This window comes from Kribbella sp. CA-293567 (assembly GCF_027627575.1).
Taxonomy (GTDB): domain Bacteria; phylum Actinomycetota; class Actinomycetes; order Propionibacteriales; family Kribbellaceae; genus Kribbella.
Window position 1 is genome coordinate 1,663,325 of the sequence record NZ_CP114065.1, and the last position, 13,198, is coordinate 1,676,522.

14 protein-coding genes are annotated in these 13,198 nt (G+C 69.3%); all 14 read left to right on the forward strand.

Features of this window, described 5'->3' with window-relative positions:
* Positions 1-67: 67 nt before the first annotated feature.
* The 14 genes from OX958_RS08040 to OX958_RS08105 all read left to right on the forward strand — a co-directional run bounded on the left by OX958_RS08040 (position 68) and on the right by OX958_RS08105 (position 13,155).
* On the forward strand, positions 68-688 hold the full coding sequence (locus OX958_RS08040; protein WP_270136557.1) for a hypothetical protein: 621 nt from the start codon (positions 68-70) through the stop codon (positions 686-688).
* Between the two features lie 58 nt (positions 689-746).
* Positions 747-1,433, forward strand: coding sequence for a YcnI family copper-binding membrane protein (locus OX958_RS08045; RefSeq protein WP_270136558.1), 687 nt, complete (start codon positions 747-749; stop codon positions 1,431-1,433).
* A gap of 2 nt (positions 1,434-1,435) precedes the next feature.
* Positions 1,436-1,945: a copper resistance CopC family protein gene (locus tag OX958_RS08050; RefSeq protein WP_270136559.1), complete on the forward strand. Its 510-nt coding sequence runs from the start codon at positions 1,436-1,438 to the stop codon at positions 1,943-1,945.
* Between the two features lie 11 nt (positions 1,946-1,956).
* Positions 1,957-2,955, forward strand: coding sequence for a copper resistance D family protein (locus OX958_RS08055; RefSeq protein ID WP_270136560.1), 999 nt, complete (start codon positions 1,957-1,959; stop codon positions 2,953-2,955).
* A gap of 29 nt (positions 2,956-2,984) precedes the next feature.
* Entirely contained in the window at positions 2,985-3,479 is a 495-nt protein-coding gene (locus tag OX958_RS08060) for a MarR family winged helix-turn-helix transcriptional regulator (RefSeq protein ID WP_270136561.1), read from the forward strand.
* A 116-nt stretch (positions 3,480-3,595) separates the two neighbouring features.
* Entirely contained in the window at positions 3,596-4,156 is a 561-nt protein-coding gene (locus tag OX958_RS08065; RefSeq protein WP_270136562.1) for an NADPH-dependent FMN reductase, read from the forward strand.
* 336 nt (positions 4,157-4,492) lie between these two features.
* On the forward strand, positions 4,493-6,031 hold the full coding sequence (locus OX958_RS08070) for an ABC transporter substrate-binding protein (RefSeq protein ID WP_270136563.1): 1,539 nt from the start codon (positions 4,493-4,495) through the stop codon (positions 6,029-6,031).
* A complete protein-coding gene (locus OX958_RS08075; protein WP_270136564.1) occupies positions 6,032-6,970 on the forward strand; it encodes an ABC transporter permease in 939 nt (312 codons plus the stop codon).
* Positions 6,967-7,764, forward strand: a complete 798-nt coding sequence (locus OX958_RS08080) for an ABC transporter permease (RefSeq protein ID WP_270136565.1) — start codon at positions 6,967-6,969, stop codon at positions 7,762-7,764. Before OX958_RS08075 ends, OX958_RS08080 begins: the two co-directional genes overlap by 4 nt.
* Positions 7,761-9,308, forward strand: coding sequence for an ABC transporter ATP-binding protein (locus tag OX958_RS08085; protein ID WP_270136566.1), 1,548 nt, complete (start codon positions 7,761-7,763; stop codon positions 9,306-9,308). Before OX958_RS08080 ends, OX958_RS08085 begins: the two co-directional genes overlap by 4 nt.
* A complete protein-coding gene (locus OX958_RS08090; RefSeq protein WP_270136567.1) occupies positions 9,305-10,351 on the forward strand; it encodes a pyridoxal-phosphate dependent enzyme in 1,047 nt (348 codons plus the stop codon). Before OX958_RS08085 ends, OX958_RS08090 begins: the two co-directional genes overlap by 4 nt.
* A 10-nt stretch (positions 10,352-10,361) precedes the next feature.
* A complete protein-coding gene (locus tag OX958_RS08095; RefSeq protein WP_270136569.1) occupies positions 10,362-11,120 on the forward strand; it encodes a phytanoyl-CoA dioxygenase family protein in 759 nt (252 codons plus the stop codon).
* A complete protein-coding gene (locus tag OX958_RS08100; protein ID WP_270136571.1) occupies positions 11,117-11,935 on the forward strand; it encodes a Rossmann-like domain-containing protein in 819 nt (272 codons plus the stop codon). The genes OX958_RS08095 and OX958_RS08100 overlap by 4 nt, the downstream gene beginning before the upstream one ends.
* Positions 11,932-13,155, forward strand: coding sequence for an MFS transporter (locus OX958_RS08105; protein ID WP_270136572.1), 1,224 nt, complete (start codon positions 11,932-11,934; stop codon positions 13,153-13,155). Before OX958_RS08100 ends, OX958_RS08105 begins: the two co-directional genes overlap by 4 nt.
* Positions 13,156-13,198: the final 43 nt, after the last annotated feature.

Below are 13,198 nucleotides of genomic sequence, written 5' to 3' on the forward strand. Positions count from 1 at the left end.
TCCGAGCGAGCGGCCCGCCCACCGACGGTCACGCTGCCATCACTTTGAATGACAAGGATGACCGGAGTTGCGTGCCGAGACGAGTGCGACGGCCGCTGTCGCGACGCTGAGCGTCGCGGTCGCGGTGGCCGGTCACGTCCTGGCCGGTGGCGCCGCATCGGCTTCGGCGGTTCCGCAGCTCCTTGCCCTGGCAGTGATCGCGTGGATTCTCGGTGAACATCTGACTGGCCGCCGCTGGTTGTCACTGGCCGTCCTCAGCACTCTTCAGCTGACCACTCACCTGACGCTGGACACCAGCGCTCCAGCGGAAGCAGCTCCGGCCCCGATGCAACACAGCGCCGGACACGACCACGCGGACATGGCCGACTTGGCAGCCGCGACGCACAGCAGCAGTGCGGCTGCGACGCATGGCAGCCTCGCCGACACGATCACCATGTCGCTGGCGCATCTGATCCTGCTGCTGGCGGGTGTCGTGCTCGTGGGCAGCACGCACCGCTGGGTGCAGCGCGTACTGCGAATCCTGGCGCGACTCGTCCCGCAGCTCCCCGCGGCAGCGGCCGCGGTGCCCGGCGTGCGCGCAGCGCTGCCCGGCGTACCGGAGCGGCCGCGGTTGACCCAGCGATGGCTGACCTCGAGTGTGTCCCGGCGCGGCCCGCCATGGTGCGGAGTTCTCCCGACTCCGTCCTGACCGTTCCGCGACCTTCGCGGGACGGCTCGAAACCGTTGCCCGTGAGGGGTTCCAAGTCATGTCCAAGAAGCTCGTACTCCGCGCCGCCGCGATCACCGCGGCCACCGCGCTCGTCCTGATCGGGGGCGTCAACCCGGCCTCCGCCCACGTCACCGTCTCGTCGCCGGACGCCAAGCCGGGCGGCTACGCCAAGCTGGTGTTCCGGGTGCCGACCGAGTCCGACACCGCCAGCACCACCAAGCTGGTCGTCTCGCTACCCAAGGACCGTCCGTTCGCCCACGTCGGCGCGCAGGTGAAGGACGGCTGGAAGGTCGTCAAGACCACCGAGAAGCTGCCGCAGGCGGTCAAGGTCGGCGACGTCACGCTCACCGAGGCGATCACCACCGTCACCTGGACCTCGACCGGGACCGGCGTACCGGCGAACGACTTCGACGAGTTCGCCCTGTCGGTCGGCAAGCTCCCCGAGGGTGTCGACTCGCTCAACTTCCCGGCCGTGCAGACCTACAGCGACGGCGAGGTGGTCAAGTGGGAAGAGATCGCCAAGGACGCCGCGGACAAGCCGAAGTACCCGGCGCCGGCCCTGAAGCTGACCACGGCGATCACCCCGGTCGCCGCGACCACCTCTGACCAGAGCGGCTCGTCGGACACCCTGGCCCGAGTGCTCGGTGGGGCCGGGCTGCTGCTCGGGCTGGCCGGGCTCGCCCTCGGGCTGCGGGCCGGCCGGACCCGGAAGGTGACTTCGTAATCGTGCGCCGTCTGTACGGATTGCTGGTGGCGTCGCTGCTCGTCCTGGTGGTTTCCACCCCGACGGCGGCGGCGCACGCCAAACTCGAAGCCATGACGCCGGCCGACGGTTCCACGTCGGCGGCGCCGCCGACCAAGGTGACGCTGCGGTTCAACGAGCCGGTCAGCAGCACCGGGGCCGAGGTCGTGGTCAAGTCGCCGACGGGCACCAATGTCGCGACCGGCAAGATCGACGTGGTCGACAACTTCGTCACCCAGCCGGTCGACGGACTGGTCGACGTCGGCAAGTACACCGTCAGCGCCCGGATCGTCTCGGCCGACGGCCATCCGATCGCCGTCGACGGCAGCTTCACGATCACCCACGCGGGTCATCCGCCCACCCCGGCCGCCGTATCGTCGCCGACCGCGGAGAGCGGCTCGAACGTCGTGGTGATCGTCGCGGCGGTGCTCGTCATGCTGGTCGTCGTCGCCCTGGCGGTGGTGATCGTCCGCCGTCGCCCAGCCCCGCAATGACGGTCGAAACGGTGCCCAGGGCGTCCGGCAAGGTCTTGGCCCTGGGAGTCTTCGCCGCGGGCGCCGTCGTGATGGTGGTCGCCCTGTCAGCCGCAGGTGGTGCTCCTGAGCCGCTGCCCGCGGGTCTGACCGGTGCTGGCATGCCCACGTCCTGGGCGGTTCCAGTACTACGCCTGCTGGCCGACCTTGCCGCGATAGCCACCGCCGGAGCCGTGCTCGCCGCGGCCTGGTTGCTGCCGAGCGAAGACGGAAAGCTCGCAAAACAAGGGCTTCGTGCTTGTCAGGACGCGGCGGTGGCAGCCGCGGTGTGGGCGGTCGCCAGCATCGGCGGGCTGATGACCACCGCTTCGATCATTCTCGGGGTACCGCTGTCGCAGCTGGCGTCGCGGGCAGGCGATGCGGGATCTCTCAGTCAGGTCAGGTTTCTGGCGGTCTCGGTCGTCATGACGGCCGTGCTGGCCGTGGTGCTGTCCGGCGCCCGGACCGTCGCGACCGTCTGGGTGGCGGTGGTGCTGATCGAGGCCGCGCTGATCGGGCCGTTGCTGACCGGGCACGGGGCGATCGAGCAGACGGCGTTCTGGTCGATCCTCGCCACCGTCTCGCTCGTGGTGCACGTCTTCTGCGCGACCGCTTGGATCGGCGGGCTGGGAGCACTGCTTCGCTACGGGCGGGGCCAGGTGGCCGCGGTCGAGAAGTTCAGCCGGCTCGCGCTGGGCTGCGCGATCACGATCGGGGTGACCGGCCTGCTCACCGCGGAGATCCACCTCGGTGGCCATCAGGACGGCTGGGGGCTGATCACGCAGTGGGTGACCACGGGGTACGGCGCCCTGGTCTTCGCCAAGTCGGCCGCGTTCGCGCTGCTGGTCTGGATCGGCTGGCTGCACCGCCGGGCCACCCTTCCGGCCCTGGTGGCCAACGAACCCACCGCCTTCTGGCGCCTCGCCGCGCTCGAACTGGTGGTGATGGCCGGAACGGTTGGCCTCGCCGTGGCGCTGTCGCGGACCCCGTGACGCGTCAACAGAGCACGTAGGATGAACGCATGACGGAGACGCGGTGGCTGGATGCGCGGGAAGCGCATCTGTGGCAGTCCTACCGCGACACCTACCAGGAGCTGTCCGCGACGCTCGAGGGACGGCTGATCCGCAACTCGGGGCTGTCCGGCGCCGACTATGCGCTGCTGCATCCGTTGTCCAGTTCGGAGAACGGCGTCCTGCGGACCCGCGACCTCGGCCGGTCGATCGGCTGGGAGCGCAGCCGGCTCTCGCATCAGGTCAGCCGGATGGAGAAGCGCGGGCTGGTCGTGCGGGAGGAGTGCGAGTCCGACGCGCGCGGGTCGATGGTCCGGCTCACCGACGCGGGCCGGGCCGCGATCGAGGCGGCCGCCCCGGATCACGTCGACGCGGTCCGCAGCCACTTCTTCGAGAAGCTGACCCGCGAGGAGCAGGAGCAGCTCACCAAGATGCTCGACCGCGTCCTCGCGGACCTGCCGAGCCGGGAACCCTGCCGCGAAGACGGCGCTTCGCCCACCACCTGACGCTGGCCCGAGCGGGGTCGCCGTGGTGGTGATCTGGACCAAAAGTTGACGCATCATCTAAATCTGCTAACTTTGGTGATGCGTCACCAAATCCTCTCCTCTTCGTTAGGAAGACCATGCCCAAGATCGCGATCATCCTCGGCAGCACCCGGCCCGGCCGCAACGGCGAAGCCGTCGCCCACTGGGTGCTGGACATCGCCAAGCAGCGCGACGATGCCGAGTTCGAGCTCGTCGACATCGCGGAGTACGACCTCCCGCACCTCGACGAGGCCGTCCCGCCGTCGATGGGTCAGTACACCCAGCCGCACACGCTGGCCTGGGCCGAGAAGATCCGCTCCTTCGACGGCTTCGTGTTCGTCACGCCGGAGTACAACCACTCCACCTCCGGCGCGCTGAAGAACGCCATCGACTTCCTCTTCGCCGAGTGGAACGACAAGGCGGCCGGCTTCGTCAGCTACGGCGCCGTCGGCGGCGCCCGGGCGGTCGAGCACCTGCGCCTGGTGATGGGCGAACTGAAGGTCGCCGACGTCCGCAACCAGGTCACCCTGTCGCTCGCGACGGATTTCAAGAACTACTCCGAGTTCACGCCGGCGGAGTACCAGCAGGGCGCGCTCGGCGTCGTGCTCGACCAGGTCATCTCCTGGAGCAACGCCCTCGCCGCGGTTCGCGCCGCCTGACCCGGAGTTACCCCAGCGGCTGGTGACCTACCCCCGGTTGCAACCGGGGGTAGGTCACCGGTCGGAGGGTTCACTTGCGGTGGGGGAGCGGTGGGGGAGCGGTGGGGGAGCGGTGGGGGAGCGGTGGGGGAGCGGTGGGAAAGCGGTGGTGACTGCCAGTACTCGGGGTCCGGGGGTGGTGACACGCCGTTACGGGCGACGGGTGGGTGCGGTCTGCCGGAAGAATGATGAGCGTCGTTCAGATGCGCCTGAATTTGACAACTATTTTCATTAACGGCAGGATTCGAGCCGGCGACCACCCCTCGTCGGAGCCCTCTCACCGTGAAGGAAATACGGATGTCCGATGCTCTGAACAGACGGGGATTCCTCGGCTTGACCGGCGCTTTGAGCCTCGCAGCGGTGACCGGCTGCGGGTCCGGCGACAGCACTGCCGGGGCTTCCCAACCGCAGGCCGGTGGCCGGTTGCGGGCGGTCTTCGCCGGCGGTGGCGCCAAGGAGGTGCTGGACCCGCACGTGCAGAGCTTGTTCGTCGACATCGCCCGCCACAAGGCGATGTACGAGAAGCTCGTCGAGCTGGGTCCCGACCTGAAACCGATGCCACGGCTGGCCGAGAAGTGGGAGCCGGACGCGCAGGCCGCGACCTGGCGGTTCACCCTGCGGGACGCGACCTTCCACGACGGCAAGAAGCTGACCAGCCAGGACGTGCTCTACAGCCTCGCCCGGATCGCCGACCCGAACACTCCCGAGCGGGTCGCCCAGTCCTCGCTCGCCGCGCTGGATCTCAAGCGCTGCAAGGCGATCGACCCGCGAACGGTCGAGCTGGTACTGACCGCCCCGAACGCCGAGTTCCCCGCGCTGCTGGCCGGGATCGGCACCCAGATCGTGCGCGACGGGTTCAAGGACCCGACCAAGCCGATCGGTACCGGCGCGTTCAGGTTCGGCTCCTTCGAAGCAGGGCGCTCGATGGTCGCCACCCGGTTCGACGACTACTGGGACGGCGCCGCCAAGCTCGAGGAACTGCAGATCCTGTCCGCCGACGCCGAGGCGCGGGCCAACGCGGTCCAGGGCGGCCAGGCGGAGTACGCCAACGACATGACCGCGACCTTCGCCCGGACCGCCGAGGCCGGCAAGTCCGTCAAGATCGTCGCCGCCAAGGGCAGCACCACGCATGCCTTCGTGATGAAGCTCGACCAGGCGCCATTCGACAACCCTGAGGTCCGGTTGGCGTTCAAGCTGCTCGCCGACCGGCAACGGCTGGTCGACGTGGTCTTCGCCGGGCGCGGCGTGGTCGGGAACGACCTGTTCGGCAAGGGATTCCAGTACTACCCGGCCGACCTGCCGCAGCGCGAGCGCAACCTCGACGAGGCCAAGGCGCTGCTGAAGAAGGCCGGTCTGCTCAACAAGGAGGTGGAGATCTTCACCTCCGACGCGTCCGCCGGGTTCGTCGAGGCCGCCACCCTGTTCGCCGAGCAGGTCGGCGAGGCCGGGGTGAAGCTCAAGGTGACCACCGGCAGCGCGCAGACCTACTCCAAGGACCTGCTCACCAAGGGCGCGATCGGCAGCCACCGGTCGGGCGCGATGCCGATCCCGCAGTACATCACCGACCGGCTGCTGTCGAAGTCGCCGTTCAACGTGACGCACTGGCGCAAGCCGGCCTTCGACGCCGCTTTCGCCGCCACTCAGGTGCAGACCGACGAGGCGGCGCGGACGGCGAAGTACGGCGAACTGCAGAAGACCCTGCGGGACGAGGGCGGCATCATCGCCTGGGGCCACCCGGACTTCCTGCTCGCGGTCTCGGCCAAGGTGCAAGGGGTGCAAGCGGCACCGCCGAACACCTTGGACTCGGGCCGGTTCGACAAGGTGTGGCTGGCCTGAATGCGGTCCTATGCCGCCCAGCGGGCTGCATTGGCGATCGTCCAGCTGACCGTCCTGTCGATCCTCGTCTTCCTGCTGACGGCGCTGCTGCCCGGTGATGCCGCGGACATGCGGTTCACCGAGGTGCTGACCCCTGACCAGGTGGCCAGGATGCGTGAGCAGCTCGGGCTGGACCAGCCGACGCTGGAACGGTTCACGCACTGGTTCGGCAACGTCCTGACCGGCGACCTCGGGACGTCGCTGATCAGTGGCGGGCCGGTGCTCGACATCGTGAAGGCGTCGGTCGGGGCGACTCTGGTGCTCACCGTCGCCACGCTGGCCGTGGTCGTCCCGCTCGCCGTTGCCCTAGGCATCTTGATGGGAACGCGGGAGAACGGCCGGCTGGACCGGACCATCACCTCGATCACGCTGGCCCTCAGCGCGATCCCGGACTTCGTCATCGCGGTCGTGCTGGTCGCGCTGTTCTCGCTGAAACTCGGCTGGTTTCCGGCCACCTGGGTCGGCGGCTCACTGCTGGCCAGCCCGGCGCTGCTGGTGCTCCCCGTGACGGTGTTGCTGGGGCGCACGGTGTGTCTGCTGTCGCGCCAGGTGCGGGCCGGGACGATCAACGCGCTGCATGCCGACTATGTCGTCCAGGCAAGGCGGCTCGGCGTACCGCGGCGGCGTTTGCTGCTCCGGCACGTGCTGCCGAACGCGGCTGTTCCCGGCGTACAGGAGCTGGCCCGGACCGGCGACACCTTGCTGGGCGGCGTGCTGGTGGTCGAGGCGATCTTCGCGATCCCCGGCTTCGCGACGGCACTGGTCGACGGGGTCGAGACGAGAGACGTACCGGTCGTCCAGGGCCTGACGCTCGTGCTCGCCGTGGCCGCGTTGCTGATCAACCTCGGTGCTGACCTGGTCTGCAACCGACTGGTACCGCGGACGGAGCTGCTGCGATGAGAGCCCGTACGCCGCTCGCTCTCTCCGCGTTGCTGGTCCTGATCCCCTTGCTGCTGGCGGCATTCGGGCCGCTGATCACGATGGACGTCAAGCCAGGTCTGCCGTACGAAGGCAGCGGTCTGCTAGGCACGGACGGCCTCGGCCGGGATGTGCTCAGCGTGGTGCTGGCCGGCGGGCGGACGGCGCTCGGGATGGCGCTCGGCGCGGTCGTCCTGGCCTACCTCATCGGTGGACTGATCGGGCTGATCGCGGCCTCGACCCGGCATCGCTGGGTCGACGAGGCGTTGATCCGGCCGCTCGACGTGCTGCTGCCGCTGCCCTCGCTGCTGGTGATCAGCGTGGTTGCCGTCGGCTGGCGCGCGTCGCCGTTCGCGATCACGCTGGCGGTTGCCATGGTCAACGTTCCCACCGTTGCCCGGCTGGTCCGCGCGGCCGCGCTGGATGCCGCCAGCGGGCCGGTGGTGGAGGCGCTGCGGATGCAGCGGGAGAGCTGGATCGGCATCCATCTCGGGTACGTCGGCCGCGCGGTCCTCGGGCCGGTTGCCGCCGACATCGGCACCAGGATCACGCTCGCCGTCTTCTTGGTTGCCTCCGTCAACTTCCTCGGTCTCGGGCTGAGCCCGACCGCGCCCGACTGGGCCGTGAGCGTCTCGCGCAATCGTGAAGGGCTGTTGTTGCAGCCGTGGGCCGTGCTCGCGCCGGCGTTCCTGCTGGTGTCCTTCACGCTCGGCTTCAACCTGCTGGCGGACCGTTTGGTTCACCACACCAGGCGCCTCGCCGAGGTGACCCGATGAAGGCTCTCGTCAAGGTGACCGCGCTGGCCGCGGTGTCCGGCGAGGCCATCCTCGTCGACGGGGTCGATTTCGAGGTGTGGCCGGGGCAGGTGACGGCCTTGGTCGGCGCTTCGGGGTCCGGCAAGACGACCTCCGCGCTGGCCCTGCTCGGCGAGCACGGCACCGGTGTGACGCTGAGCGGTCGCGTCGAGGTCGATGGCCAGGTGGTTGTCGACGACGACGGCGTGACAGCGGCCGCGACGAAGGTGCGCGGCCGAGTGGTGGCGTACATGCCGCAGCATCCGGGCAGCGCGCTCAACCCGGCCCGGCGGATCGGCGCTGGACTGACCGAGCTGGCGAAACTGCACCACCCCGGCGAGGACGTCGTACCGGAGGCTTTGCGGGCTGCTCAGTTGCCGGCCGATCGGTCCACGCTACGGCGCTTTCCGCATCAGTTCTCCGGTGGTCAGCGGCAGCGGATCGCGCTCGCTCAGGCTCTCACCTGCCGCCCGAAGGTGCTCGTCCTGGACGAGCCGAGCACCGGTCTCGACTCGATCACCCGGCTGCAGCTGGTCGGTGAGCTGAAGGAACTGGCCGGCGCCGGTCTCGGCATTCTGCTGCTCAGCCACGACCTCGACCTGGTCCGGGAGCTGGCCCACCAGGTCGTCGTCCTCGACGCCGGCCGGGTGGTCGGCGACGTGCTGCCGACCGCGACCCAGCCCATCGCCGTACCGGGCAGCCGTCGAGCCGGTGATCCATTGCTTCAGGCAACGAAGATCTCCGCCACGCTGCGCGGTCGCCAGCCGATTCTCCAAGAGGTCGATCTCACCGTGCCGGCCGGCGGCTGCGTCGGTGTCGTCGGCCGCTCGGGCAGCGGCAAGACGACGCTGGCCCGCTGCCTGGCCGGTCTGCACGAGCGTTTCACCGGCCGGATCACTCTGGCAGACAACGAACTCCCCGTACTGCGGAAGCGCTCCGCCGAACAGAACCGCCGCGTCCAGTACGTCTGGCAGGAAGTCCGCGGATCCTTCGACGAGCGCCGCCTGGTCGACGAGCAAGTAGCCCGTACCGCGGTCCGTCTCCGCGGCCTGACACCAGTCGATGCGAAAGCCGAAGCCGTGGCAACCCTTGCCAGGCTGGGCGTCTCCGCGATGGTCGCGGCCAGGCCACCCAGCCGGTTGTCCGGGGGAGAACTGCAGCGAGCTGCCCTCGCCAGGGCGTTGCTGGCCCGACCCGACGTCCTGATCTGCGACGAGATCACCACCGCGCTCGACGAGGGCGGCACCGCCCTCGTCGTCGAACTGCTCGACGAGCTGAAGGCCGAGGGCACGGCTCTGGTCTGGATCAGCCACGATCTCGCGCTGGTGGCAGCGGTCGCCGATCACGTGCTGGTGCTGGATGCCGGCCGCGTGGTCGAGCAGGGGCCACCGGCAACGGTGATGAAGCAGCCGGCCACCGAGCTGACCCAGCGGCTGGTGCAAGCCGCCCTGATCGGACGAGTGCCCCCCGAATCTCCGCCTGTGCTGACCTGTAGTGCCGACACGAGGAGCGAACCGCGCCGATGAGACAACTCCACGATCACCTGGCGGAGGCGATCAAGGACCCGGACCCGATTCGCGTCGGCGACGACCTGATCTGCCTGCGGTTCGAGACGATGAAGGTGTACTCCGCCCTGGGCGCCGTCCGCCACCTGCTGGAGACCGGCGCCGTGCGGCCGGGGGACACCCTGATCGACAGCTCCAGCGGGATCTACGCGCACGCCCTCGCGCTGGCCTGTCACCGGTACGGGATGAAATGCCACATCGTCGGCTCCACCACCGTCGACAAGACGCTGCGGGTCCAGCTGGAGATCCTCGGCGCGACCATCGAGCAGGTCCCGTCGTCGAACAACCTGCAGCTGGACCAGAACCTGCGGGTCCGCCGGATCAGCGAGATCCTGCGCGACAACCCGACGTACCACTGGATGAAGCAGTACCACGACGACATCCACTACCTCGGGTACGGCGCGGTCGCGGATCTCGTCGCCGAGGTGGTGCCGTCCGGACCGCTGTGTCTGGTCGGCGGCGTCGGGACCGGCGCCTCGACCGGTGCGATCGCGCAGTACCTGCGGGACCGGGGCCGGGACGTGAACCTGGTCGGCGTGCAGCCGTTCGGCAGCATCACCTTCGGCGCCGGGCACACCCAGGACCCCGAGATGATCATCGCCGGGATCGGCAGCTCGATCGAGTTCCGCAACGTGCGCCATGAGCTGTACGACCGGCTGCACTGGGTGTCGTTCGACTATGCGATGTCGGCCGCCGTCGATCTGCTGCGCACCAGTGGAGTCTTCGCCGGCCTGTCCGCGGGAGCGGCCTACCTGTCCGCATTGTGGGAACACAACTGCGACTCCAGCCGCACGCACGTCTTCCTGGCCGCCGACACAGGCACCCGGTACGTCGACTCCGCTTTTTCCCGGTATGCCGAGGCGCGGCCGATGGACACCATGCGGCCGCGGGAGATCGATTCGCTGGAAGAGCTCGCCGTGCCGTGGTCGGCGATGTCGTGGGACCGCCGCGAATCGGCCTGGGCGGAGCGCCGCGAGTTCCCATCTGCGACCCCGTCGCATTAGCATGCTGACCATGACCAGTGGCTACCTGGTACTACCGGAGTTGTTCCCGGCGCCGGAGATCGCCCGGCTGCGGGACGCGGCCGAGCAGGTGCACTCGGCCGTCGTGTCGGCGGCGGAGTCGGGGGAGACCTCGGTGACGGTGTGGCCGGACGGGCACCGGCTGGAGGAGATCCACGGCACCAGGATCCACTGGGAGCCGGATGCCCCGGGGAAGGCGGTTCGGAGCCTGGCGCCGGTCGCCCAGCTGCATCCGGCGCTGGCGGAGCTATGGACCGAGCCTCGCCTGACGGAGCCGATGGAGACGTTGATCGGGGCATCGGTCGGACCGTTCGTGTCCAAACTGAACTTCAAGCGGGCCGGCGTCGGATCGGAGTTCGCCTGGCACCAGGACTTCCCGTACTGGTACTGCTGCGCGGGTGACGCGGCCTACGACATCGCCACGGCGATCGTGATGCTGGACGACAACACCGTCGAGAACGGCGCGATGACGCTGGTTCCGGGAAGTCAGCTGGCCGGTCCGGCGCGGCGCGGTCCACTGGAGCCGACGGGTCTCTTCGTCGATCCCCGCGTCGTGGACGAGTCGCGGGCGGTGACCGTGACGGCGCCGGCCGGGTCGGTGCTGATGTTCCCGGGGCTGATGGTGCATCGGTCGGCGCCGAACCGTACCGGCGCCGACCGCCGTTCGTTGCTGTACTGCTTCCAGCCTGCTGGACGTCCCGAGTTGTCCGCCCTGACCTACGACGCCGAAAGGCTGGCCGATCTACCATGACGACCTCCGTCGCCGCGCTCACCGCCGAAGTTCTCGCCGGTGACCATGGACCTCTTCCCACCGAACTCGCCGTCACCAGCGCCTTCTGGCTCCACAACACGACGCGCCTGCCGGGTGCCGACGTCACCTATCGCAACTACTACGTGCTGTTGAGGGTCGGCGAGGTCTTCGGCGCCTGCGCCTTCGAGGCCGGCGAGGTCGATCCGGCGTACTGCGCCGACGCTTCCGGCCTGCCGCTCGCCGAACTGCTTGCCAATGGCCCCTTGCCGGTGCGGATCGCCGCGCTGGATGCCTATCTGGCGGCCGTCGAACCGCACCACCTGTCAGCGCAGGCCGAGGAGGTCGTCCTCCCCGCCGGTACGCCGGACGTCCGGGCCCGGGCCCGGGACGCCGCCGTGGCCGGCCTGCTGGAGGTCGAGCCGGGATCGAAGGTCGCCCTGATCGGCGTGGTCAATCCACTGGTGGACGCGATCACCGCCCTGGGTGGGATCTGCCTGCCGTGCGACTTCAACCTTCGCCAGACCGCCTCGGGTCTTCCGGTCTCGCGTGACATGACCGAGGTGGTCGACCAGGCGGACGCCGTCGTGGCCACCGGAATGACCTTGAGCAACGGCAGTTTCGACACCTTGCTTGCTCGTTGCCTGCAGCAATCAAAGCCGCTGGCCGTCTATGCTCAGACCGGAAGCGCCGTGGCGCGGGCCTTCCTGGGCTCCGGTGTCACCGCCTTGTCGGCCGAGCCCTTCCCCTTCTCCCAGTTCAGTGCCCGCCCGACCTCCCTTTACCGCTATCGCAAGAACGGACCCCAGACGCCGTGACCACCACCACCGACGTACGCAGTACCGGAGAAGTGCCAGGCGACTGGCGGATGGTCAAGCGGTTGTGGCCGTTCCTGCTCGCCTCGACCGTCAGCCTGCTCCCGTTCACCGTGTTCGGCATGTACCTGGTGCCGATCGCGGCGGCGGCGGACGGCAGCGTCGCCGAGATCGGTGGACTGCGAGGACTCGGAGGACTCGCAGCCCTCGTCGTCGGCATCGCCGTAGCCCCGCTGATCGACCGGCTGGCCCGTGAACTGGTGGCCGCCGGCGGCCTGGCGCTGCTCGGCCTGTCCGCCGCGTTGGGTGCCATCGGCAACGTCTTCGCGCTGGCCGTCTTCTGCCTGCTGATCGGCGCCTCGACCTCGATCCTCGGTCCGTCGATCGGCGCCGCCGCGGCAGACCGCTTCAACTCGCCGGCCGCCGCCGGACGGGCAGCCACGCTGGTCTCGGCCACCACCTCGATGATGGCCATGCTGGCTGCACCCGTGCTCGTCGTACCAGGCCTGGTCTGGGGCTGGCGAGGCAACCTGATCGCTGCCGCGGTCATCTCGCTGGCACTCTCCGCCGCTTTCTTCTGGCGTGGCTGGGGACGGAAGGCGCCGCTCAGGGCGAGCAACGAGAGGATGAGCTACCTGGCGACGTACCGGGCGCTGGGCCGGATCCCCGGTGCGCTCCCGCTGCTCGGCGTGGCCATGCTGCGAACGGCGGCCTTCATGGGCTATCTCGCCTACCTGGCGGCCTTCTACGACGAGAAGTTCGACCTTGCTCCCGGCTGGTTCGCCCTGGTCTGGTCGCTGAGTGGCGCCTCGTTCTTCCTCGGCAACCTCTTCGCCGGCCGCTACCTGGCCTCCGAACGCCCGTGGCTCAGCTCCGAGAAGACCTTGCTGCTGGGCCTCCTGGTCGCCCTCTTCGCGGTCTCCGCCTTCTACTTCACGCCGAACCTGCCGCTCACCTTGCTACTGACCTCTCTGATGGGCGCGGCCCACGCGACCGTCGCGGCCTGTGTGACCACCCTCCTGGTACGCCGCAGCGGCGACCTCCGCGGCTCGGCCCTCAGCGTCAACGCCGCCGGCATGAGCACCGGCACCTTCGTCGGCGCCGCGGCCGGCGGCGCGGGACTGGGGCTCGGCGGCTACCCCGGCCTCGCGCTGGTGTTCGGCCTCGTCACCCTTGGTGGCGTCGTACTCGCGTTGCGTGTAAGGCCTCTCGCTGACTCCTGATTGCAGCTTTTGACATCACGGCTGGCCGTCTTCGGGACGCGGA

Bases quoted from the DNA above. Each gene is read 5' to 3' on its own strand.
- OX958_RS08070 (WP_270136563.1), top strand. From the start codon at position 4,493: ATGTCCGATGCTCTGAACAGACGGGGATTCCTCGGCTTGACCGGCGCT.
- OX958_RS08065 (WP_270136562.1), top strand. From the start codon at position 3,596: ATGCCCAAGATCGCGATCATCCTCGGCAGCACCCGGCCCGGCCGCAAC.
- OX958_RS08100 (WP_270136571.1), top strand. From the start codon at position 11,117: ATGACGACCTCCGTCGCCGCGCTCACCGCCGAAGTTCTCGCCGGTGAC.
- OX958_RS08090 (WP_270136567.1), top strand. From the start codon at position 9,305: ATGAGACAACTCCACGATCACCTGGCGGAGGCGATCAAGGACCCGGAC.
- OX958_RS08045 (WP_270136558.1), top strand. From the start codon at position 747: ATGTCCAAGAAGCTCGTACTCCGCGCCGCCGCGATCACCGCGGCCACC.
- OX958_RS08095 (WP_270136569.1), top strand. From the start codon at position 10,362: ATGACCAGTGGCTACCTGGTACTACCGGAGTTGTTCCCGGCGCCGGAG.
- OX958_RS08075 (WP_270136564.1), top strand. From the start codon at position 6,032: ATGCGGTCCTATGCCGCCCAGCGGGCTGCATTGGCGATCGTCCAGCTG.
- OX958_RS08080 (WP_270136565.1), top strand. From the start codon at position 6,967: ATGAGAGCCCGTACGCCGCTCGCTCTCTCCGCGTTGCTGGTCCTGATC.
- OX958_RS08060 (WP_270136561.1), top strand. From the start codon at position 2,985: ATGACGGAGACGCGGTGGCTGGATGCGCGGGAAGCGCATCTGTGGCAG.
- OX958_RS08085 (WP_270136566.1), top strand. From the start codon at position 7,761: ATGAAGGCTCTCGTCAAGGTGACCGCGCTGGCCGCGGTGTCCGGCGAG.